The sequence below is a fragment of the Rhodospira trueperi genome, from assembly GCF_900101965.1.
GTDB lineage: Bacteria > Pseudomonadota > Alphaproteobacteria > Rhodospirillales > Rhodospirillaceae > Rhodospira > Rhodospira trueperi.
The window spans coordinates 36,146-58,014 of record NZ_FNAP01000008.1; the positions used below are offsets into that span (position 1 = coordinate 36,146).

General features: G+C 69.0%; 16 protein-coding genes. 6 read left to right on the forward strand and 10 right to left on the reverse strand.

Annotation, left to right across the window (positions count from 1 at the left end):
* Positions 1-8: 8 nt before the first annotated feature.
* From BLS85_RS11380 to BLS85_RS11390, 3 genes are all read right to left on the reverse strand, one after another.
* Positions 9-1,328, reverse strand: a complete 1,320-nt coding sequence (locus BLS85_RS11380) for an RsmB/NOP family class I SAM-dependent RNA methyltransferase (RefSeq protein WP_092786365.1) — start codon at positions 1,326-1,328, stop codon at positions 9-11.
* A 37-nt stretch (positions 1,329-1,365) separates the two neighbouring features.
* Entirely contained in the window at positions 1,366-2,331 is a 966-nt protein-coding gene (locus BLS85_RS11385; protein ID WP_092786366.1) for an ABC transporter substrate-binding protein, read from the reverse strand.
* Between the two features lie 145 nt (positions 2,332-2,476).
* Entirely contained in the window at positions 2,477-5,005 is a 2,529-nt protein-coding gene (locus tag BLS85_RS11390) for a TIGR02302 family protein (protein WP_176793634.1), read from the reverse strand.
* A gap of 1,007 nt (positions 5,006-6,012) precedes the next feature.
* Here BLS85_RS11390 and dnaA point away from each other — a divergent pair.
* Positions 6,013-7,494 (forward strand): chromosomal replication initiator protein DnaA, encoded by a 1,482-nt coding sequence (gene dnaA / locus BLS85_RS11395; protein WP_092786370.1) that lies wholly within the window; start codon positions 6,013-6,015, stop codon positions 7,492-7,494.
* Positions 7,495-7,760: 266 nt separating this feature from the next.
* Here the strand turns inward: dnaA and mutS are convergent, their stop codons facing one another.
* The 4 genes from mutS to tsaD all read right to left on the reverse strand — a co-directional run bounded on the left by mutS (position 7,761) and on the right by tsaD (position 12,140).
* Complete coding sequence (mutS, locus tag BLS85_RS11400; RefSeq protein ID WP_092786372.1) at positions 7,761-10,445, reverse strand: DNA mismatch repair protein MutS; 2,685 nt, start codon at positions 10,443-10,445, stop codon at positions 7,761-7,763.
* A gap of 70 nt (positions 10,446-10,515) precedes the next feature.
* Positions 10,516-10,773, reverse strand: a complete 258-nt coding sequence (locus tag BLS85_RS11405) for a BrnA antitoxin family protein (RefSeq protein ID WP_092786374.1) — start codon at positions 10,771-10,773, stop codon at positions 10,516-10,518.
* Positions 10,757-11,020, reverse strand: a complete 264-nt coding sequence (locus BLS85_RS19790) for a BrnT family toxin (protein ID WP_092786376.1) — start codon at positions 11,018-11,020, stop codon at positions 10,757-10,759. The genes BLS85_RS11405 and BLS85_RS19790 overlap by 17 nt, the downstream gene beginning before the upstream one ends.
* A gap of 55 nt (positions 11,021-11,075) precedes the next feature.
* Positions 11,076-12,140 (reverse strand): tRNA (adenosine(37)-N6)-threonylcarbamoyltransferase complex transferase subunit TsaD, encoded by a 1,065-nt coding sequence (gene tsaD / locus BLS85_RS11415; RefSeq protein ID WP_092786378.1) that lies wholly within the window; start codon positions 12,138-12,140, stop codon positions 11,076-11,078.
* A gap of 56 nt (positions 12,141-12,196) precedes the next feature.
* Here tsaD and hemC point away from each other — a divergent pair, with 56 nt between their 5' ends.
* From hemC to BLS85_RS11435, 4 genes are all read left to right on the forward strand, one after another.
* Positions 12,197-13,171: a hydroxymethylbilane synthase gene (hemC, locus tag BLS85_RS11420; RefSeq protein WP_092786380.1), complete on the forward strand. Its 975-nt coding sequence runs from the start codon at positions 12,197-12,199 to the stop codon at positions 13,169-13,171.
* A 95-nt stretch (positions 13,172-13,266) separates the two neighbouring features.
* Positions 13,267-15,360 carry a uroporphyrinogen-III synthase gene (locus BLS85_RS11425; protein WP_092786382.1) on the forward strand — a complete coding sequence of 698 codons (2,094 nt, stop codon included), beginning with the start codon at positions 13,267-13,269 and terminating at the stop codon, positions 15,358-15,360.
* Positions 15,361-15,364: 4 nt separating this feature from the next.
* The gene (locus tag BLS85_RS11430) at positions 15,365-16,609 is read left to right on the forward strand and encodes a heme biosynthesis HemY N-terminal domain-containing protein (protein WP_092786384.1); all 1,245 of its coding nucleotides are present in this window, start codon (positions 15,365-15,367) and stop codon (positions 16,607-16,609) included.
* Positions 16,610-16,753: 144 nt separating this feature from the next.
* Entirely contained in the window at positions 16,754-17,551 is a 798-nt protein-coding gene (locus tag BLS85_RS11435; protein ID WP_092786386.1) for a rhomboid family intramembrane serine protease, read from the forward strand.
* Positions 17,552-17,556: 5 nt separating this feature from the next.
* Here BLS85_RS11435 and BLS85_RS11440 read toward each other — a convergent pair whose 3' ends face one another.
* Together BLS85_RS11440 and BLS85_RS11445 are read right to left on the reverse strand one after the other, a co-directional pair.
* Entirely contained in the window at positions 17,557-18,426 is an 870-nt protein-coding gene (locus BLS85_RS11440; protein ID WP_092786388.1) for a nucleotidyl transferase AbiEii/AbiGii toxin family protein, read from the reverse strand.
* A gap of 6 nt (positions 18,427-18,432) precedes the next feature.
* Positions 18,433-19,335 carry a type IV toxin-antitoxin system AbiEi family antitoxin domain-containing protein gene (locus BLS85_RS11445; protein WP_092786390.1) on the reverse strand — a complete coding sequence of 301 codons (903 nt, stop codon included), beginning with the start codon at positions 19,333-19,335 and terminating at the stop codon, positions 18,433-18,435.
* 174 nt (positions 19,336-19,509) lie between these two features.
* Between BLS85_RS11445 and BLS85_RS11450 the strand changes: the two genes are divergently transcribed.
* Positions 19,510-20,427, forward strand: coding sequence for a WD40/YVTN/BNR-like repeat-containing protein (locus tag BLS85_RS11450; protein ID WP_092786392.1), 918 nt, complete (start codon positions 19,510-19,512; stop codon positions 20,425-20,427).
* A 226-nt stretch (positions 20,428-20,653) separates the two neighbouring features.
* Here the strand turns inward: BLS85_RS11450 and leuB are convergent, their stop codons facing one another.
* Complete coding sequence (leuB, locus tag BLS85_RS11455) at positions 20,654-21,748, reverse strand: 3-isopropylmalate dehydrogenase (protein ID WP_092786394.1); 1,095 nt, start codon at positions 21,746-21,748, stop codon at positions 20,654-20,656.
* Positions 21,749-21,869: the final 121 nt, after the last annotated feature.

The following is a 21,869-nucleotide window of genomic DNA, read 5'->3' on the forward strand; positions in this document are numbered from 1 at the left end:
GCGGCCGTTCAGGTGAGGGCGGGCGCCGCGCGCTCCAGCACGGCGACGAAGAACCCGTCGGTGTCGTGCCGATCCGGCGACAGACGCAGGGCCGTGGCGCTCTCCGGGACCGGGCAAGGGGCCGTGAGGCCGGCGTCGGTCCAGGCCCGGGCGATGGGCACGGGCGTGAAGGCAGTGCCGGCCTCCCCTCCCAGGAAGGCCGCGACGCGGTCCTCGTTTTCCGTCGGCAGCAGGGAACAGGTCACGTAGACCAGCCGTCCGCCAGGCTTCACCAGCCGCGCGGCGCGGGCCAGGATGGCGTCCTGTTCAACCGCCAGCCGGGACAGATCGTCGGCCGACAGGCGCCAGCGGGCATCCGGGTTGCGCCGCCACGCCCCTGTGCCGGTGCAGGGCGCATCCACCAGGACGCGGTCGAAGCCGCCGGCCTGCCGCTTCAGCCATTTCCGCGAGGCCTCGTCGAGCGCGCGCAGCGTGGCGTTGTGCGCTCCGGCGCGGCGCAGGCGCACCCGCGCCCGCTCCAGGCGCGCGGCCGAAACGTCCAGCGCCAGCAGGCGACCGCCGTTGCCCATGGCGCCGGCCAGCGCCAGTGTCTTGCCGCCCGCCCCGGCGCAGAAATCGCACACCGCCATGCCGGGCGCGGCGCAGACCAGCGCGGCCGCCACCTGGGAGGCGGCGTCCTGCACCTCCACCAGTCCGTCGCGGAAGGCCGGCGTGGCTGCCAAGTTGACCCGCTCCCAGACGCGCAGGGCGAGCGGCGCCAACGGCCCGTCCACGGCGTCGATCCCGGCGTCGGCCAGCGCGGCGCGGGCGCCCTCTCGGTCTGTCTTCAGGGCGTTGGCGCGCAGATCGAGGGGGGCCTCGCCGTTCAACGCGGCGACCACGTCCCGCCAGTCCTTGCCGAGGCTGCCCTCAAACAGCGGTTCGAGCCACGCGGGCAGTTCCAGCCGCGCGGCCTCCGGCATTTCGGGCGGCTCCAGCGGTTGGCCCCGCAACCGCGCGGCCAGCGCGCGTTCGTCGGCCGACAGCGGCGCCGGGTCGTGGCCCTTGCCGGTGAACAGCGTCTTCAGCGCCGCGCCGTCAAGGCCGTCGGTGAGCACCAGATCGGCGAGCAGGCGTTCGCGCGCGCTGCCGTCGCCGGTCCACCAGCCCAGGCGGGCGTGCCGGCGCAGCAGGCCATAGACCCGCGATGTGACCGCCCGCCGGTCGCCGCCCCCCATGTAACGTCGGGCGCGCAGGAACCCTTGGACCACCGCGTCGGCGGGGCGGGGCGATTCCGCGATCTCGACCAGCAGGTCGAGGGCGGCGGACAGACGGGATCCTGGTGTCATGATGGACGGCCTGATCGGGAACGATGGGCCGTCCGGTCTACTCCACCCGCACGTCCACCGCCAGCCGTTCCGGTGGCTGCGGCGCCTCGATCAGGCCGCGTTCGGCCAGGAAGGCGCTGAAGCGGGCGTACCGCGGCCCGTCCACGGCGGCCGGCCGCAGGGCGAACCGGGGCAGGGTGTCGGCCCAGGCGCGGTGGTTGAGGTCGTCGTCGAGGTCCGGATAGGCCTTGATGAACAGCGCCCAGGACTCGTCCGGGTGGTTGATCAGATACTGGGTGGCCTGCTCCAGGGCCTCCATGAAACGGGCCAGGCGAGGATCGCCCACGCTGTCCCGATGCGCGACCAGGATCAACTGGTCGTAGAGCGGGACCCCGTGCTCCTCGGGATAGAAGGCGCGCCCGGGCCGGCCCACCAGATCCATCTGGTTGAGTTCGAAGTTGCGGTACGCGCCCACCACGGCGTCGACCTGTCCGGACAGGATCGACGGCGACAGGCTGAAGTTGACGTTGACCAGCGTGATGGTGTCGGCCTCCACGCCCACGCTCTCCAGCATGGTGCCCAGCACCGCGTCCTCGAATCCGCCGACGGAATACCCCACCGTGCGTCCCTGAAGGTCGGCCAGGGTCTGGATCGGGCCGTCGGCGAGGACGACGACGGAATTGAGCGGCGTGGCCACCAGCGTGCCGACGCGCACAAGGGGCAGGCCCTGGTCCACCTGAAGATGCAAGTTCGGCTGATAGGAGACCGCCAACTCGGCCTGTCCGGCGGCCACCAGCTTGGGCGGATCGTTCGGATCGGCCGGGGCGATCAGCGAGACCTCCAGCCCCTGTTCGGCGAAGAACCCGTGTTCCTTGGCCACCACCAGCGGCGCATGATCGGGGTTGACGAACCAGTCGAGAAGCACAGTGAGGGGCTCGGCGCGGGCCGGTTGGGCGGCGGCGGTGAGTCCGGCCAAGATCAGGGCGGGCACGATGGTCCGCAGGTGGGCGGGAAAGAGCGTCATGAGGATCCTCGCGTCAGGGGATGATGCCGGCCGACGGTGACCGTGGCGGCTTCGCCATCTGATGTCATATCTAGGAGAGCTGAACCTAACGGTCATTGAGCCTGATCAGTGATGCGTTCGGAGGGGCGGTGTTGAGGCATCCGGGCTAGAAGCGGTCCATCAGGCGATCAAGATAATGGCGTTCCGGTACCGGCCGGTCGGACTGATTCGCACGGCGGCGCAGTTCGCGGAGGATCTCGTGGGCGCGCCGCGTTTCCGGCTCATCCGGAACCGTCACGCTGCCATCGTCCGCCCTGCCCCCCGGCCGGTTGAAGGGGTCGCGCCCCCCCAGGGGACGGGGGAACCCGGGCACGAGGCCCGGGCGCCCGGGCCTCATGCCCGGCATCGGCAACAGCGTGCCACCGCCCAACATCTGTCCCATCGCCTGCCCCTGTCCGTCGGTCAGCGCCTCCAGCGCCCGGCCCTGGGCCAGCGCCGCCGCATCCGTGTCGCCGGCCGACAGCGCCTGTTCGGCCTCGCGCATGGCCATGTCGGCCTCGCCGAGCGCCTCGGGAATCCGGTCCAGCATGTCGCCGACATCGGCCATGAGGTCTTCCAGGCTCCGGCGGATGTCCCGCTGCAGGACCTGAAGCCGGCGGGTCTCCGCCGTTGGGGTGGGGGGGCTCTGATTGGACAGGGGCGCCTGTTCGCGGAACCACCGCTCCAGGGATTCCGCGTCCGGCGGCAGCCCTTCCGGCGGCCACGGGGCGGAGGGCCGGGGCTCGGCTCTCCGGGCCCCCTGTCGGAAGGTCTCGTCGAGCAGGCTGCCCTGGCGGGCCACGATCTCCCGCAGACGGGCCATCAGGTCGGCGGCCTGGGCCATCGCCCGCTGTTCCGCCGCCGTCGGCGGACGCGCCGATTCGAGGCGGCGCAGCATGTCCTCAAGCCGATCCAGCATGGCTCGCGCGGCCTCGTCGGCGCCCAGGTCGCTCAACTCCTCCATGCGATCCATCAAGGCCTCGATGTCTTGCGGGCTCATGAGGTCGGCGCCGTCGGGGATGGGCATCATCGGCAGGTCCGTGAGCGGCATCGAGTCGGCCATGGACTCCATCAGGCGGGCCATGGCCTCGCGGACGCGGTCGAGCGCCTGACGGATCTCCTCGGGGGGCGCGCCCCGGTCCAGGGCCTCGCGCAGGGCTCCGCGGGCGGCCTGGAGGTCCTGTCGGGTCAGGGCCAGCGTTCCGTCCTCTATGGCCAGGGCGAGCGACCACAGCAGGTCGAGGTCGGGCTCAAGCGCGATCCCCTCGTCGCGCAACGCCAGACGGGTCGAGGCGGCCTGGAGGGTCAGGTAAACGGCCAGGGACACATCATCGCCGGTTGCGTAATCCTTGGCCAACAGGGCCAGATCGACGGCGGTCTGAAACGCCTGATCGGGTCGGGTGACCAGCCCCCGACGCGCATCAAGAACCGCGCGCGCCAGCGGCTGCGTGAAGCGGCGGGACGGCAGGACGATGGAAACCGACTCGCTGATGCCCTCCTGACCGGCCGCGTCGGTGGCCCGCAGCTGCGCTGACACGGCGGTGCCGGCCCAGGGATGGCTGCTCAGATCGTGGGTCTCGAGTCGCGCCGTTCCGTCCCCGCCCGGTCTCAGGTTCACCACCGGGGCCGCGCCCAGGCGCTGGCCGCCGTCGGGGTGGACCTCCAGCACCGCCGTTTCGATCCCGTGATCGTCGGCCGCGCGATATCCAATGGTCAGGCGGCCGCGCCCATCGCTGCGCGGAGCCTCCGTCCAGGCGATTCGGGGCGGGCTGTCGGCGAGGACTTGAACCGGCCGATCCAGCACGATCCGGCCGCGCTGGGTCAGGCGGACGCGGGAGGTCTCGGCGGCCAGCGGGAGTTCGAGGCGTTGTCCGCCGTCTCCGGCGGTCTGAAGGGCGCGCGGGGCAGCGCCGTCCTCCAGATCCAACCGGGCCTGCCCGTGACCGCCGCGTAGCAGGGCCAACACGTTGGAGCCCGCTGGGACGGTCACCGGGTCCGCCTCGCGCGGCGCCGACCCCAATGGGGACGCGCCGGCTTCCATCATCAGCGGTGGCCGGCCGGTGTACTCGGGCGGTGTGATCCAGACCTGCGCCAGCACCGGCGCGGCCGGCGGCCCAAACTGAGGGACAAGGGCCCGCGCGACCCGTTGTGGGGCGTTGGGCCCGGCGGCGGCGGTGGCGGCGGCCAGCAGCAGAAGGGCGAGGACGCGGGTGGCGCGGCGGTCTCGCGCCGCCAGTCCTGGGCGCGGCGGCGACACGCGCAAGGCGCGGGCACGGGCGCGCATGACCGCCTGGTGACGGCGCCACAGGGCGCGGGAGGTCGGATTGTCAAGACCGAAGGCAAGGCGGTCGCGGCCGGATGTCAGGGGCCGGTGTCCCTCCGGTGTCGTCGATTCCAGGCGCGCCACGGCCTCGGCGGTCGTCGGCGTGGCCCAGGTTCGGAGTCCCGCGCCTAGCGCCGCCAACACCGCCAGCCCCATCAGGGCCAGGGCTGCCAGATGGGGCCAGCCGGGGAGCAGCGGAAGCAGGCCGGACAGCAACAGCGCCAGGGCACCGCCGCACAGGGACGCGGCCGGCCAGAACTGGCGGCAGACGCGTTCCCAGGCCAGCGCGAGCCAGGACAGGACGACCCGGCTGTCGGCCGTCAGGCCGGGCATCGGTGCGCCTCCGCCATCCTCTCGAATGCGGGGCAGGGAGGCGCGGCGATCCGCCTTGGGCTGCGGGGTCGGGTCCATGGGCCAGCATATGGCCACGCTTTGCCGATTCGTCCATGGTTTCGGGCATGCTTTTGGGCGGGGGCGCGAACGGTTTGTGGGTCAGTATTGTTGCGGGTGCGTATCAGACGGCGTTGGCCGGGACGCGGCGCCCTTTCCACGACGACTCCGCCCTTGGCGGCGGGGTCATCGCTGTGCAGGGAAAATCGAGCTAAATTCAATCATTCTGGGAAACTCGTTGCGCTGTGGGATCGTGTTCGCATCCGTGGGAGCCGCTTGGCAGAATCAGGTCCCAAGTGGCGGAAATAAAACAGGAACGAGGTTCACGAGTCGTCCGATCTGGGAAGTCGCGGGTTACGAATCCAACATCTTGAGGGCAGTCCGGCGCGAGACGCTTTATATGGCGTCAATCCCCAAAGAATTCGCCATGTTCCTGTTTCGATCACGTTGCCTGAAGGGAAGGGCGGGGGTAGTCTCGCATGCATCAACTGGAGTGATCGGCAAGCGAAACAGACGCTGGGCTCATTGTTCCCTTGCGAACCACTCTGCGTTGTTGGTGAGAAGCTTGAGTGTGGCGATCGTGTTGCGGTGTTGTTGTTTCTTTTCTGGTTTTTCTCGCGGTTTTATTTGTTTGTTTCGGTTTAATTTCAAGTTTGTTTATCTGTTCAGGCTGGGTGGCGTCGCCGGTTCCGAGGTGACGGGCATCGGTTTTGTCCTTGATGGTGCGTACAGAGGCAAGGCAAGGTCTGAACGGTTCACGAATAACTGAGAGTGTATGGGGCGGGCTCGCCGGTCACGGGGCGGACCCGGGCAGGGGGTCTTTGTAACGGGTCGGTGACAACCGAGGGGCGCGCGGAATCGCTGAGTCACGGCCGAAAGACCAATGGAATCGGGATGCCGTCTGGACGTCCCGGTCAGTCAGGCGAGGGATAAACGTCACCGTGTCGGACATGGACATCAGTGAACTGTGGGAGCGTGTGCGCCGGCAATTGAGGCGCGAATTCGGTCCGGCTGCATACAATAGCTGGGTGCGGCCGATGACGGTCTCCTCCCGCGATGACAGGGAAGTGACACTCGGCCTGCCGACGCGCTTCATGCGCGACTGGGTCATGACGCATTACGCGGATCGGATTCGCGACCTGTGGTCGGGGTCCGATCCGGGCGGGCGGTCGCTGATCTTCGAAGTGAGCCCGTCCGTTCAGGACGACATCGGACTTGTCGCCGTCTCGGATCCGGACGCGGTCGCGGATGATGCGCTGGATGGCGCTGGCCGCGCCAACGGTGCCGCGCGCGGTCGCGGGAACGGGAACGGGAACGGCAACGGCGGAACCCGGTGGAGCGCCGACACCGACTCGCCGGCGCGGCCGACGCTGGGGGCCAGCGTGGTGGATCGCGGCGCGGGCGAGGTGTTTTCCGCGCCGCTGGATCCCCGTTTCACCTTTGATCGCTTCGTGACCGGCAAGCCGAACGAGTTCGCCTACGCAGCCGCCAAGCGTGTGGCCGATTCGGAACACGTCCCCTTCAACCCGCTGTTCCTGTACGGCGGGGTCGGCCTGGGCAAAACCCACCTGATGCATGCCATCGCCCACCGGATTCGCGAGTCCCATCCGCACCGCCGCGTCGCCTACCTGTCGGCGGAAAAGTTCATGTACAGCTTCATCCGCGCGCTGCGGATGCAGGACACGATTTCGTTTAAGGAGCAGTTCCGCTCCGTCGATGTGCTGATGATCGACGATGTGCAGTTCATCAGTGGCAAGGAATCCACCCAGGAAGAGTTCTTCCACACCTTCAATGCGCTGGTGGACCAGGGCCGGCAGATCGTGCTGTCGGCCGACAAGTCGCCCAACGATCTGGAGGAGATCGGCAACCGGCTGCGTTCTCGGCTCGCCATGGGGCTGGTGGCTGACCTGCACCCCACGACCTACGAACTGCGCCTCGCCATTCTGGCGTCGAAGACCGAGCATCTGGGCGCCGACGTGCCGCCCAAGGTGCTGGAGTTCATCGCCCACAAGATCGTTTCCAACGGTCGCGAGGTGGAGGGTGCCCTGACCCGTCTCGTCGCCCATTCCCAGCTTGTGGGGCGGCCGATCACCCTGGAGGCCACGCGGGAGGTGCTGCACGACCTGTTGCGCACCCACGACCGCCGCCTGACCATCGAGGAAATCCAGAAAAAGGTGGCGGAACATTACAACGTGCGCGTCGCCGACATGTCCTCGGCCCGGCGCAGCCGCGCCGTCGCCCGCCCCCGGCAGGTCGCCATGTACCTGTCCAAGCAGCTGACCCAGCGCTCGCTGCCCGAGATTGGGCGCAAGTTCGGCGGCCGCGACCACACCACGGTCATGCACGCGGTCAAGAAGATCGAGGAATTGAGCCAAACCGACGCCGCCTTCGCCGAGGACGTGGACCTGCTGCGCCGCATGCTGGAGAGTTGAGGGGGGCGGGGAGCGTGAGGACCCAGGCGCGGTCATTGCGAGGAGCGCAGCCCGTCGGGCGGAGTCGGGACGACGCCCCAGTCCGCCGGATGTGCGTTTCGGGACGGCGGGTTGCGCCTTCGGCGCGAACCCACCCTGCGGATCGCGCGAACGTTGGGCCATGCAAAACCTTGTAGGGCGGGTTCGCCCCGCAGAGCGGGGCAATCCGCCGCGAAGAGCGCCGCATGCGGCGGGTTGCGCCTTCGGCGCGAACCCACCCTAAGTGGTTATGATCCGTCCGCCATCCCCTTCAACCGGTACAGCGCCTCCAGCGCCTCGCGTGGGGTGAGGTCGTCCGGATTGATCTCGGCCAGGGCGGCCTCCAGCGGAGACGGGCCGGCTGGGGCCGGGGCCTCGGCCGGCGCCGGTTGCTTCGCGGCGGCGAACAGCGGCAGGTCCTCGATCAGGCGGGCCGGGCTCGGCGCCCCCTCCATTCCGCTTTCCAGGCGTTTCAGCACCGCGTCCGCCCGCTCCAGCACTGGCCCCGGCAGCCCGGCCAGCCGCGCCACATGGATGCCGTAGGAGCGGTCGGCCACCCCTGGCGCCACCTCGTGCAGGAACACGATGCCGTCGTTCCACTCCCGCACCCGCATGGTGTGGCACGATAGCCCGTCCAGCCGCTCGGCCAGCGCCGTCAGTTCGTGATAGTGCGTGGCGAACAGCGCCCGGCAGCGGTTGGAGTCGTGCAGGTGCTCCAGCGTGGCCCAGGCGATGGCCAAGCCGTCGTAGGTCGCCGTGCCGCGCCCGATCTCGTCCAGGATCACGAGCGACCGTTCGGTCGCTTGGTTGAGGATGGCCGCCGTCTCCACCATCTCCACCATGAATGTCGAGCGCCCGCGCGCCAGATCGTCGGCGGCGCCGACGCGGCTGAACAGGCGGTCCACCACGCCCACATGGGCCGACTCCGCCGGCACGAAAGCGCCCATCTGGGCCAGGAGGACGATCAGCGCGTTCTGGCGCAGAAAGGTGGACTTGCCGGCCATGTTGGGGCCGGTCACCAGCCACAGCCGCGACCCTTCGCCCAGGTCGCAGGCGTTGCCGACGAAGCCGCCGGCCTGCTCGCCCTCCAGCGCCGCCTCGACCACCGGGTGGCGCCCCCCTGACACGGCGAACGAGCGCGACTCGTCCACATGGGGGCGGGTGTAGCGGCGCGCCTCCGCCAAATCGGCCAGCCCGGCCAGCACGTCGAGCGTCGCCAGCGCGCGCGCGGCCTGGGCGATGGGATCGGCGCGCGCCGTCACCTCGGCCACCAGATCGGCGAACAGGTCGAGTTCCAGGGCCAGCGCCTTGTCGCCGGCGCCGCGCAGCTTGTTCTCCAGGTCGGACAGTTCCACCGTGGTGAAGCGCGCCGCGTTGGCCATGGTCTGGCGGTGGATGAACCCGGAGTCGGGCGCCATCAGCTTGTCGGCATGGCGCGACGGCACCTCGACGAAATAGCCGATGACGTTGTTGTGCTTGACCTTCAAGGCACCGATGCCGGTCTCGTCGGACAGCCGCGCCTGAAGGGCGGCGATGTGGCGGCGGCTCTCGTCCTTCAGGGTGCGGAGTTCGTCGAGGCCGGCGTGATACCCCGGGGCGATGAAGCCGCCGTCGCGCGCCAGCAACGGCGGATCCGAGGTCAGCGCCCGCGCCAGTCGGTCCACCAACGCCGCGTGTTCGCCCAGGTCGCGCATCTGCCCGGCCAGCAGATCGGGCAGCAGGCCGCGCAGGCCTTCGTCTAGGTCGGCGCGCAGCCCGGGGATTTCGGCCAGGGCGTCCTTCAGCATGGCCAGATCGCGCGGCCCGCCACGCTCCAGCGCCAGCCGGGACAGGGCGCGCTCCACGTCCGGTACCCGGCGCAGGCGCTCCCTCAGGGCCTCGCGCGGTCCCGGGGCGTCCACCAGGGCGGCCACCGCGTCGAGCCGCGCGCCGATGGCCGCCGGATCGGTCAGGGGCGCGGCCAGCCAGCGTTCCAGCAGGCGCGCGCCGGCCCCGGTCAGGGTGCGGTCGATGACCGCCAGCAGCGAGCCCCGGCGCTCGCCCGCCAGGGTGCGGGTGAGTTCCAGGTTGCGCCGGGTGGCGGCGTCGATCTCCAGGTGGCTGCCCTCGGCCACGCGACGCGGCGGGTCGAGCCGGGGCAGGCGGCCCTTCTGTGTGGCCTCGACATAGTCCACCAGGGCGCCCGCCGCCGCCAGTTCGGGCCGGCCGAAGGCCCCGAAGGCGTCCAGGGCCTCGACGGCGAAGGCTGCCTTCAGGCGCCGCTCTCCGCCCTGGACGGTGAACCGCGCCGCCGGCAGCGGCGACAGCGCGCTCTTCCACTCGCCCCAGGTCTCGTACAGGTCGGGCCGCTCCAGCAGGCGGTCGGGAACCAGAATCTCGCCGGGGGTCAGTTCCGCGAGCGCGGCGCCCAGCCGGCGTGCGTCCACCGGGCGCACGGCGAAGGCGCCGGTGGAGATCTCCACCCAGGCCAGGGCCAAGGCACCGCCGGCCTCCGCCACGCAGGCCAGATAGTTGTGCCCGCGCGGGTCCAGCAGGCCGTCCTCGGTGATCGTGCCGGGCGTCACCACGCGGATGACATCGCGTTTCACGACGGCCTTGTACCCGCGCTTCTTGGCCTCGGCCGGGTCCTCCATCTGCTCGCAGATGGCCACCTTGCGCCCCGACGCGATCAGCTTCGAAAGGTAGCTTTCATGCGAATGCACCGGCACGCCGCACATGGGGATGTCGTCGCCCTGGTGCTTGCCGCGCTTGGTCAGGGCGATGTTGAGGATCTCGGCGGCGGCGACGGCGTCGTCGAAGAACAGCTCGTAGAAATCGCCCATGCGGTAGAACAGCAGGCAGTCCGCGTGCGCCGCCTTGATCTCCAGGTATTGCGCCATCATGGGGGTGATGGTCTCGGCGTCGGGCGGCGCGGTGGACGATGGTTCGGTCATGGCGATCAGGAATTCGGAGAAAGCAACAGGGGCAACGACAGTGAAACGGGCCCACGGTGTTCCGGGCTTTCTAACGGATCAGGGCTTTCAGGGTTTCATCGATGCGCTCGCGCCAGCCCGGTCCCTGGGCCTGGAAGTGCCTGACCACGTCCACGCGGAGATCAAGGGACACCGGGACCTTGTCCGCGGCGGTGTCCGCATGCGTGGCCGTGGCGCCGGTCTTCGGAAAGGCCGCGCGCACCGCCTCGGGCAACGCCGACGCCGGTTTCGAGCGCGCGAAGTCCGCTTCCGTCCATTCCGGATTGTCCGGATCATCGATTTTTGACATGGCGCCGGATTTCCCTGTCGTGAGCGCGGCGGAGACTGATGACGCGACCCGTGTCGTTCCTGAGCGTGAAGGCAAGGGCATACATCTCCCCGTCGATCAGACCCCAGGCCCGAAACCTTGGTTCGCCGGAATCTCGGCGGTCATCGTCAACGAACCGAAGGATCTCCATATCGGCCGCGCGCGCCAGTGAATTGCCGTGCTTGGCGTGATTGGATCGGTCCTTCCGGTCATCGAACTCAATCTCCATGCCCTCAAGGGTATCATACCGGCGCCCGGTTATGCGCCCGCAGTGATGCGGTCCCCTACGCCTTCACCCCCGCCCCCGCGCGTTTCGGCGCGTCTGGGTCGAGCGGCCAGCGCGGGCGCGGCCGGAAGTCGAGCGGGTCGCTCAGCCCCAGGCGCAGCCGTTCCAGGCCGGCCCAGGCCACCATGGCGGCATTGTCGGTGCACAGCGCCGGGGCGGGAGCGACGAAGCGCCACCCCCGTGTGTCGCACAGTCCGGTCAGGGCGGCGCGCAATGTCTGGTTCGCGGCCACGCCGCCGGCCACGACCAGGGTCGGTGCCGGTTCCGAGTCGCCCGCCTCGTCCATCATCGTCATGGCGTGTCCGGCCCTGTTCACCAGGACGTCGGTCACCGCGCCCTGCACCCCGGCGGCCAGATCGGCGAGGTCGCGGTCGGACAGCGGGCCGGGCGGCAGCGTCTCCAGCGCGTGGCGCGTGGCGGTCTTCAGACCCGAGAACGAGAAGTCGCAGCCCGGTCGTCCCACCATCGGCCGGGGCAGGGCGAAGCGCGCCGCATCGCCGCCTTGGGCCGCCCGTTCCAGCGCCGGCCCGCCGGGATGGCCCAGGCCCATCATCTTGGCGGTCTTGTCGAGGCACTCTCCCGCCGCGTCGTCCACGGTCGTCCCCAGACGCCGGTAATCGCCGACCCCGCGGACCGCCAGAAGCTGGCAATGCCCGCCCGAGACCAGCAGCAGCAGGTAGGGGAACGCCACGTCGTCCGTCAGGCGCGCGGTCAGGGCGTGCGCCTCCAGGTGATTGACCGCCAGAAACGGCCGGCCCGTGGCCAGCGCCAGTGCCTTGGCCGTCATGACGCCGACGATGACGCCGCCGATCAGGCCGGGACCGCCCGTGGCGGCCACGCCGTCCACATCGGTCAGCCCGATCCCCGCCTCTTCCAGGGCTCCGGCCACCAGCCGGTCGAGGTGGCCCAGATGGGCGCGCGCGGCGATCTCCGGCACCACACCCCCATAGGGCCGGTGGGCGTCGTGCTGGGACAGCAGCCGCTGGGCGCGCACGCGACGGGAGTCGTCCACCACGGCGGCGGCCGTCTCGTCGCAACTTGTTTCAAAGCCGAGAACGATCATGGGGGCTAGAAATAGGGCTTTGCAGAGCGAAGATCACCCCTTACAAACCTGCACCCATGAATACGACACCGCTTCTCAAGATCGGCACGCGCGGCAGCCCGCTCGCGCTGGCCCAAGCCCATGCCGCCCGCGATGCTCTCGCCGCCGCCCATCCGGCGCTGGCCGAGCCCGGGGCCATGGAGATCGTCGTCATCAAGACCACCGGGGATTCGGTCCAGGACCGGCCGCTGTCGGAGATCGGCGGCAAGGGGCTGTTCACCCGCGAGATCGACGACGCCCAGTTGAACGGCGCCATCGACATCGCGGTTCATAGCATGAAGGATGTCCCCACCGTGCTGGAGGACGGGCTTTCGCTGGGCTGCATCATGCCCCGCGAGGATGTCCGCGACGCCTTCATCTCCACCCGTTACAAGAGCTTCGCCGACCTGCCCGAGGGGGCGGTCATCGGCTCCGCGTCGCTGCGCCGGGCCGCGCAGATTCTGGGACGCTATCCGCATCTGAAGGTCATCAATTTCCGGGGCAACCTCCAGACCCGCATGCGCAAGCTGGAAGAGGGCGTGGCCGATGCCACCATGCTGGCCATGGCCGGGCTGAACCGCATGGGCATGGCCGAGGTGGCCACCGCGCCGATGTCGCCGGAAGAAATGCTGCCGGCGGTGGCGCAGGGCGCCGTGGGCATCACCCACCGTGAGGACGACGACCGCGCGCGGGAGTGGCTGACCGCGCTCGATTGCCGGGATTCGAATTTGCGGGTCGCGGCGGAGCGAGCGTTCCTGGCCCGGCTCGACGGGTCGTGCCGTACGCCCATCGCCGCGCTGGCCGAATGGACCGGCAAACACCGCATGCGCCTGCGCGGGCTGATCGTGCGTCCGGACGGTCGCGATCCACTATCGACCGAGCGCGCGTGGGACGTGCTCACCGTGGCCGACGCCGTGGCCATGGGCGATGACGCCGCGAGCGAACTGGTCGAGCGGGCCGGCGATGCCCTGCCCGTCTACCGGGGCGAGGTCATGCACGGAGGCGGCCTTTAGGGGGAAGCCGGGTCCGTCCGTCATGGCGGGCGCGGTTGATGGCAATTGCTCATTTGCGGTACTGACACGGAATCAAGAGGGAGCTTGGGACGGCAATGCGCGCCTTGGTCAGTCGACCGCGGGAAGACGCCGAGAGAATCGCGGCGCCTCTGCGCGCCATGGGCGTGGAGGTCGTTAGCGAGCCCCTGCTGGTCGTTGTGCCGGTGGCTGGCCCCAACGTCGATCTGACCGGGGTTCAGGCCGTCCTGGTGACCAGCGCCAACGGCGCTCGGGCTCTGGCCACGGCGGTGGAACGGCGCGACGTGCCGGTGTTCGCGGTCGGCGATCAGACGGCACGGGCGGCCCGGGACCTTGGGTTCGCCAGCGTCGAGAGCGCCGGGGGTGATGTCGAGACCCTGGCGGCCCTGGTGCGCCGCCGTCTGGAGCCGTCCCGTGGCTCTCTGTTGCATGCCGCCGGGTCGACCCATGCCGGTGATCTGGCGGGGGCGTTGGGTGCCGATGGATTCGACGTGCGCGTGGCGCGGCTGTACGATGCTCGGCCGACGGCGGCGTTGTCGGCGTCTTTGCGCGCGTCCCTGGACGTGGGCGGGATTGATGCCGCGTTCTTCTTTTCCCCGCGCACCGCGCGCACGTTTGTCGAGCATATCCGCAAGGCGGGGCTTGCCGACAAGCTGGGAAGGGTGACCGGATACGCCCTGTCGCCTGCCGTCGCGCGCGAGCTGGAGTCGATACTGCCGGGGCGCGTGCGCGTGGCCGGGCAACCCACGCAGGACGCCCTGCTGGACGTGTTCAAAGCCGATGTGGCCGATGCAAAGGAGGCTTCCCTGAAACAGCCGCAAGATGCCGAGAACGGCACGCCGACCGACCGGACCGGCGCGGAGCGGGCGGACGGATCGATCGACGAAACCAGCGCGGCCGAAGACGCCGTGTCCTCGTCTTCGCCGAGCGAAGCCGAGGCCGGGCAGGACGCAGCGACATCCGGCGAGGACGCCGCGCGTCCGCGCGACGACGATTCGGCCGACAAGGCTCTGGACGACGGCGACGGCGTCTATGGCGGATCGGCCGGCCATCCGGGGAGCCACGATGATGATCGCGGTGGCCTCAGCGCGCAGGAGCAGGCGGACAGTCACACGTTGCACTCCCTGGGACGTTGGATCCTCGTCCTTGTCGTGCTGGGGGCGATCGGATTCGGCGCCATGCCGTGGTGGCGGGCTTCCGTTCCCGAGCCCCTCCAGAGTTGGCTGCCGACGTTCCCGGCCGCGCCTGATCCGCCCGCCGTGGTGGACCTGCGCGCGCGGATCGAGACCCTTTCGGCGGCCTTGGAGGAGGTGCGCGGGCAGGCCGATTCGGCCGCCGACGCCGCTGACGCCGCGCTGGACGCGGCACGCTCTGGCACGGCTGGGGGCGCATCGGCCGCTCTTGAAGACCTGAGCGCCCGCTTGGCAGCGCTGGAGGAGCGCGCCGACGAACGGGCCGTGGCCTCCGCTGCGGACGGGACCGCGTCGGGCGAAGCCGCCCAGGCGGCCAAGGCGGTCCTTTCCAACATTGATGAGCGTCTGACGATGTTGGAGGCGGCCACCGAGGAGCAGGCCACCGGTCTTTCCGATCTGCGCTCCCGGGTTGGTGCGCTTCAGGCGGAATTCGGTTCCGATGAACCGCGCGCCGTTGGCATGGTGCTGGCCGTGGGCCAGTTGCGTGATCGCGTGGCCACCGGCAAGCCCTACGACGAGGCGCTGGAGGCTGTCCGGTCTCTCGTCAGCGGAGCCGAGTTCGAGAAAGAACTGGCGGTTCTCGCCACGCATTCCACGGCCGGCGTGTCGACCCTGCCCGAATTGCGGTGGCGGTACGCCGAGGTCTCGAAGGTGGCCGCACATCGTGTCATTGTTCCCGAGGGTGAGGGCTGGTGGTCGGATACCGTGTCTTCGCTCATGTCAGGTGTGACGGTGCGCCGCAAGGACGAGGTTGTTGCAGGGAGCGCTCTGTCGAGCTTGTCCGCCGCGGAGATGCGACTCGCCGAGAATGACCTTGAGACCGCGATCGACGTCCTGTCTTCCCTTGAGGGCGACCCTGCCGGTGCGGTCGCCGATTGGCTGGCCGATGCCCAAGCGCTGGCTTCGGTCAATGCCGCCCTTGCCTCATTGAACTCGGCCGCCCTGGAACGTGTCGGCGCGGCCCAGACGACGGAGTAACCCCATGTTCGTGCTTGCCCTGATTATCATTCTGGGGGTCGCGCTGGTCGCTGGCGGCCTGTGGTTCGCGGCCAATCCAGGGAGCCTGAATGCCGAATGGCTGGGCTGGCAGATCGAAACCAACATGATCTTCGGCCTGATCGGTTTGATCGTCTTTTTCGTGGCGTTGTGGGTTGTGTGGCAGTTGGTGTTGACCTTCGCCACCATGCTCGGCCTGCGCGGAGTCAAGACCCGCGGCAACCTTGTCGGGGCCGCCAAGGGCATGGGCGAAGCCTATGCGGCGCTCCGGGTCGGCCGTGGTGGTCAGGCCCGCGTTGAAGCCCACCGGGCCCGTCGCGCCTATCGGGACCCGGTCAAGTGCCCCGCCACGCTGATGGAAGCCGACGGTTACGCCATGTCCGGCGAGGCCGAGGCGGCGCGCGATCTGTATAAGAAGTTGCTCGACAACCACGACACCGAAGGCGGCGCCATTCGCGGGCTGTTGGAACTGGCGGTGGCCGAGGGTAACGACGCGGAGATCCGGGAATACACGGAACGCGCCTTCTTCAAGGTGGACAACCCGGTGTGGGCGGCCCGTCCGGCCCTGGACGAGGCGTTCCGCAGCGGTCGCCTGGAGGACGTTGAAAAGCCGCTCCAGGTTCTGGAGCAGTCAGGGCAGGCCGATGCCGATGAGATGCGCCGCCTGCGCTCCGACGTCTTCCTGAAGCGCGCCGAGGCGGCCAAGGCCTCGGGCCGCAAGGGCGATGCCGTGACCCTGGCCCGGCAGGCGGTCGAGCTGGTGCCGGAATCGGAGACGGCCGTCGATACGCTGGCGCGCATGCTGGCCGCCGACGGCAAGGCCCGCAAGGCCGAGCAGCTTGTCCAGGACACCTGGCGCAAGGCGCCGCACGCTCTGCTCGCCCGCACTTGGCGCGATCTGGCCGGCGGCAAGGACGCCAATGCGCTGGCCACCCGCATGCAGACCCTGGCCGCGCTCAACCCGGATCATCCGGAAAGCCGGCTGGCGGCCGCCGAGGGCGCGGTCGAGGCCAAGCTGTGGGGGCAGGCACGCACGCAGCTCCAGCCGCTCATCACCAACCAGCCGTGCATGCGCACCTGCCTGCTGATGGCCCGCGTCGAGGACGGCGAGTCCGGTGACGGCGCCAAGGCGCAGGACTGGCTGCGCCGCGCCGTTGCGGCGGCTGACGGCTTGGGCGGTGTCGAGACGCCGGCCGCGCCCGGGACCGGGATTCAGGCCAACGCGGCCTGATCTGAGCCCGGGCGTCGAAAGGCGACCGTTGAGAAACGCGGGGCGATCCGGGACAACCCGGGTCGCCCCGTGTCATCATGGAGGCCCGCCGGCCGCTGCAGGCCCGCCGATATCAAACCCGCCGATATCAAAACGGAGTGCCGCATGCTCCCTCTGCGCGACGACAACCCCACCAGCCTGACTCCGGTCGTCACTTGGTCGCTGATCGGGCTGTGCGTCGCGGTGTTTCTCTATCAGCTCGGGCTGGGCGCGATGGAGGAACGGCGGTTCATGGTGGCGCTGGGCACCATTCCGGCGGTGCTGCTGGGTGGAGAGCGCCTGCCGCCCGATCTGGCCCTGGTGCCAGCGTTGATGACGCCGCTGACGTCGATGTTCCTGCACGGCGACATCCTGCACCTAGGCGGCAACATGCTCTACCTGTGGATCTTCGGCAACAACGTCGAGGACGCCATGGGGCACTGGCGGTTCCTGGCGTTCTATGTGGTCTGCGGGGTCGCCGCCGCGCTCTTTCACGCGGTGCAGGATCCGGGCGACGTGGTGCCCATGGTCGGGGCCAGCGGCGCGATTTCCGGCGTGCTGGGGGCCTATCTGCTCCTGTTCCCCATGGCCCGGGTGTTCGTCTGGTTCGGGTTCATCTTCATGTTCTGGGTGCCGGCGATCGTGGTTCTGGGGCTGTGGTTCGGATTCCAGGCCCTGAGCGTGCTGGGTGATCCCAGCGGCGCCCAGTCCGGGATTGCGTGGTGGGCGCACCTGGGTGGGTTCGCGGTCGGCATGGCCCTGACCCTGCTCCCGGCCATGCGACGGCGCGGCTTTCCGCTGTTCAACCGCAAACAGACGGTCACCCGCGTGACCGTGATTCCCCGCACCGGGCAACGGGCCGCCACCCGCCGGCGCGGCCCCTGGGATCCACCCAGCGGCCCGTGGGGCGCTGGGCGGCCGTGAGAGCGTTACCGCGTGCCGTCGGTTGACCAGGGGAGACTTTCGTAGAAAGTCCGGACAGCTTCATAGGCGACATCAAAGGGCGGCAGAGGCTCTTCGATTTCCATGGCGATGTCGTCGTACTGTTGGGCGGATCGGGCGCGGATTTCCGGGTCGGCTATGTCACTCGGCTTGGGGTCAAGGCTCCGTGAGCGGGCCTTGTCGACCAGCACCCTGAGGATGTCGGCGCGGGTGCGCGCGTCGAAGCGTTCGGGTGCGGTGCGCAACAGGAAATGGATGTCGTAGATATCCTGGCGGCGGGTCCGGTCGCGCGCCTCGCTTTTCTGCTGCAAGGTGGCGCGGAGCTTCTCCGAGACCAGATCGACCAGTCCGTAGGTCCTTAGGTGGTCGTGTTCGTCGAGGGTGTAGATATCCTCTGTGCCGATCACCTCGTTGAGGCTGTGGTCGACGTGGATGACGGTGGTGGCCTGTCCGGCGCCGAGCCGGCGCATTTCCCTGACGTTGCCCCGGCGGGCGTAGCCGACGCTGGCCCGAATGGTCGGGTGTGTTCGATCCGCCCCGGGCGGTTGCTGTTTGCAGGTCCGGACGGCGCACAGGATCGGATAGCCAAGGCTGTCGCTGGTGCGCCTGAGGGCGGCGTCGAGGTCGGTTCGAAATCGGTCCAGGTCGAAGGCCGAAAGGCGCTGTCGGGTCGAGAAGTCGATATCCTTCGTGTAGCGCGAACTGCCGAACGCCAACGCCATGAGCATCCCGCCCTTGAGGGCCATCGTCGTCCGCAGGGACTCGGTGCCCGCGATGGCGGTCAGGACGATATGGACAGCTTGTCGAAAGGTCGTTCGCCCGGGGTCGGCCGTGACCCACGCGTCAATGGGGATCATGGCGGCTCACCCCTCGACATTGATGGACAGGCACCAGCGTTCGGAGTAGCGCGGCGCGTAGTCGGCGGTCGGGTCCAGTCTGCGGGACCCACCGCGCTGGACGTCTGTCAGCCAGCGGTCGAAGGCCGGATGCGACAGCCCCAGCCGCTCCTCCAGGATATATCCCGCCCGCACGCGGTCGATCTTGCGGCCGTGGGTATCGAATTCCGCCACGATCAGGTCCAGATTGTCGGCGGCGCGGTTCTCGAAAATGTCGAGCACATGATAAATGCCGCCGCACAGATCGGGGGCGCGCAGCATGTCGAGAAACGTCCGGCCCAACGTGGCCACGCGCAGGGGCGTTCCCTTGACCGTGATGTAGGCCCCCAGGTGGGCACTGGCGTGCCTGTGGACCGTGGTGCGGCGAATGCGGGTGAACCGATAGCGCTTCAGGGTGGGCAGGCCGGCTTGGAGGTAGTCGACGAGTCGGTCCTCGCCGATATCGCGACGCATGCGGTTCTTGGCGTGGCGCGCCCACTCGGCCGGAGGCGGCGAGGAGAGGAACAGGATCTTGGGAAGGCGGTCGGTCAGGCCGTGCCACTCCATCGCGCTCAGATGCGAGACATAGGCGAAGGGATCAATGCAGCAGGCGATGTCGGCTTCTGAAGCGTGTTCGCGGCTGAGGGTCCGATAGACGTTGACGTTGTCCACGAGTTTGCCGGTTTCGAGAACGCCGGCGTCCTCCAGGTTGGTCATGGTGGTGTCGAAGCTGGAAATATCGGCGTTCTTTTTCTGAAGGCGCTCAATGGTCTCGCCTCTATACGCCTTGTCGCGATATAATTGGTCGATCAAACAACCCAGATCGTAACGGTTCATGACCGGTTTCATTTGGTCGGCAATGGCAAGGGTCATCGCCTTCTGAAGAAACATCGTCGGCTCCTTAGCCATAGGCATCCGTCCTAAGGACGGATGCCTATGGCTATCACGGAACGAAGGCGTTGGCAAGGTTGGTGTGCATGGGAGCGAATTGACTTGACAAGGCGGCAGGCTCGGCAGAACAATACGTCCTTAGGACGTATTGTTCTGCCGAGCGAGGGGTCGTGCGTGCCGGTAGCTTTTCTTGAAACATGGATCGCTTCTGACCGCCGGCCGTGTGGCGCGGTCTCACGGTGTCGATCAAGCCTGACGCGCAGCACCCTGGCGGCCATCGCGATACTGGCCTGGGCTGGGGCCGGTGTCCTGGCGGCCGGCACGGTGGCGCGCGCTGCGCCGTGCGAGCCACTGCCGGACGCCTTTGATTACGCCGCCTATGATGCGCAGATCCGGCTGGACCTGACCAGGATGGTTTCGCTGCCCCCACGGACAGTGGTTGTCACGGGGTCCTATCGTGATGCCGCCAACACGGTTCATCCGGCGCTGCTGACCTCCACGGACGGCGGCGAGACGTGGTCGCGGGTGCCCGTGCGGATCCACGGCGCCGCGATCGGCCGCCTTGAGTCGGATGCGGCGGCCTCGGTCTGGGGGATCGTCAGCTTCAGGCAGGAAGGTTTGGGCACGCCCTTGGCCCTGCTGCGGACCCGCGATGGGGCAGGGTCCTGGTGCCTGGTGTCGCTTGAGGGGCTCGACACGCTGAACGGCGTCGACCTGTTCCGCATGTACGACGACCGCCATGGTCTGATCGTCTTCTCGGAGGAGCCGTTCGGCGGCGGCTTTCGCGCCTATCAGACCCGTGATGGCGGCGAAAGCTGGCACGCCCTGTGGCGCGCGGACGGGCCGCCGCCGGACCAGATTGATACCGCCGCCGACGATCCCGACCGCGCCGCTGCGGACCCGCCCCATGCGACGCTTTGGCGGCGGGATTCGGACATGCTCGCCGCGAGCGCCGTCCTTCGCCTTCGCCGCGACGACGGCGGGTACGCGGTCGAACGCTACGATATCCTTGGCGACGGGGTCTGGCGCTTGCTCTCACGGATCCCGCCGACATACCGGGTGGATGACGGCGGGCTGATCCCGATCCCGTAGGGTCGTGACAGGTACTCCACACGATCAAGGTCGGGCAGGGTCGGGAAATTTGCGCCATCGCAATGCGCGGGGCGGGGCCGGTATCCCACACTGTGGTCAACCATCGGGGAGCGGAGCCGGGTACCCATCGCGGTTCACGCCCCCCTGATCAGAACCTTTGTCGGCCCGGCGCGCCTGTCGGCATCTCCCCTCCTCCTCGGAGCCGGCGCGCCGAGCCGCTCTTTTTTTACCCTCCGCTCAGCCGGTCCATGGCGGCCAGCACGGCGTCGCCCATCGCGGCCGTGCCCACCGGCGTCATGCCCGGCTCGACGATGTCGCCGGTGCGGATGCCGGCGTTGAGCACATCCTGGCAGGCCCGGTCGACCAGGTCGGCCTCGGCGGCCATGTCGAACGAATAGCGCAGCATCATCGACGCCGACAGGATGCAGGCCATGGGGTTGGCCTTGTCCTGGCCGGCGATGTCCGGGGCGGAGCCATGCACCGGCTCGTACAGCGCCTTGCGCCGGCCGTTCGCGTCCGCCGCGCCCAGGCTGGCCGACGGCAGCATGCCCAGGGAACCGGTCAGCATCGCCGCGCAGTCCGACAGCAGGTCGCCGAACAGGTTGTCGGTCACGATCACGTCGAACTGTTTGGGCGCGCGCACCAACTGCATGGCGCAGTTGTCAGCGTACATGTGCGACAGTGCCACGTCGGTGTATTCGGCGTCGCGGAGTTTCTGCACCTCCTCGCGCCACAGCAGGCCGCTTTCCATCACGTTGGCCTTCTCGACCGAGCACACCCGGCTGTCGCGCTTGCGGGCGAGGTCGAAGGCCACCCGGGCCACGCGCACGATTTCCGATGTGGTGTAAACCTGGGTGTTCACGCCCCGGCGCTCGCCGCCGCCGATGTCCTCAATGCCGCGCGGCTCGCCGAAGTACACACCGCCGGTCAGTTCTCGCACGATCATCAGGTCGAGCCCGCGCACCAGGTCGGTCTTCAGCGTCGAGGCCTGCGCCAGCGCGTCGAACACCAGGGCCGGGCGCAGGTTGGCGAACAGTTCCATGTCCTTGCGCAGGCGCAGCAGGCCGCGTTCCGGCTTGACCTCGAACGGCAGGGTGTCCCATTTCGGGCCGCCCACGGCGCCCAGCAGCACGGCGTCCGCCTTGAGCGCGGCGGCCATGGTGTCGTCGGTCAGGGGCGTGCCGTGCGCGTCGTAGGAGGCGCCGCCGACCAGCCCTTCCTCGATCTGGAACCCGCCGATGCGGTCGAGCACGCGGCGCACCTGCGCCATCACCTCGGGGCCGATGCCGTCACCGGGCAGACTGAGCACGGTCCTGGACATGGTCGGTTCGCCTCCTTGTTCTGGGGAACGTCATGCATGAGCGCGCAAGATATGCGCGGTCACCGGCGGGATGTCCAGGGCCGGGACCGTGTCGCCGGCATTCGCGCGATGCGGAAGGTAT

Excerpts from the sequence above, each read along its gene's own strand:
- BLS85_RS11380 (WP_092786365.1), bottom strand. The coding sequence starts at position 1,328 with ATGACACCAGGATCCCGTCTGTCCGCCGCCCTCGACCTGCTGGTCGAG.
- BLS85_RS11385 (WP_092786366.1), bottom strand. The coding sequence starts at position 2,331 with ATGACGCTCTTTCCCGCCCACCTGCGGACCATCGTGCCCGCCCTGATC.
- BLS85_RS11390 (WP_176793634.1), bottom strand. The coding sequence starts at position 5,005 with ATGCCCGGCCTGACGGCCGACAGCCGGGTCGTCCTGTCCTGGCTCGCG.
- dnaA (WP_092786370.1), top strand. The coding sequence starts at position 6,013 with ATGGACATCAGTGAACTGTGGGAGCGTGTGCGCCGGCAATTGAGGCGC.
- mutS (WP_092786372.1), bottom strand. The coding sequence starts at position 10,445 with ATGACCGAACCATCGTCCACCGCGCCGCCCGACGCCGAGACCATCACC.
- BLS85_RS11405 (WP_092786374.1), bottom strand. The coding sequence starts at position 10,773 with ATGTCAAAAATCGATGATCCGGACAATCCGGAATGGACGGAAGCGGAC.
- BLS85_RS19790 (WP_092786376.1), bottom strand. The coding sequence starts at position 11,020 with ATGGAGATTGAGTTCGATGACCGGAAGGACCGATCCAATCACGCCAAG.
- tsaD (WP_092786378.1), bottom strand. The coding sequence starts at position 12,140 with ATGATCGTTCTCGGCTTTGAAACAAGTTGCGACGAGACGGCCGCCGCC.
- hemC (WP_092786380.1), top strand. The coding sequence starts at position 12,197 with ATGAATACGACACCGCTTCTCAAGATCGGCACGCGCGGCAGCCCGCTC.
- BLS85_RS11425 (WP_092786382.1), top strand. The coding sequence starts at position 13,267 with ATGCGCGCCTTGGTCAGTCGACCGCGGGAAGACGCCGAGAGAATCGCG.
- BLS85_RS11430 (WP_092786384.1), top strand. The coding sequence starts at position 15,365 with ATGTTCGTGCTTGCCCTGATTATCATTCTGGGGGTCGCGCTGGTCGCT.
- BLS85_RS11435 (WP_092786386.1), top strand. The coding sequence starts at position 16,754 with ATGCTCCCTCTGCGCGACGACAACCCCACCAGCCTGACTCCGGTCGTC.
- BLS85_RS11440 (WP_092786388.1), bottom strand. The coding sequence starts at position 18,426 with ATGATCCCCATTGACGCGTGGGTCACGGCCGACCCCGGGCGAACGACC.
- BLS85_RS11445 (WP_092786390.1), bottom strand. The coding sequence starts at position 19,335 with ATGTTTCTTCAGAAGGCGATGACCCTTGCCATTGCCGACCAAATGAAA.
- leuB (WP_092786394.1), bottom strand. The coding sequence starts at position 21,748 with ATGTCCAGGACCGTGCTCAGTCTGCCCGGTGACGGCATCGGCCCCGAG.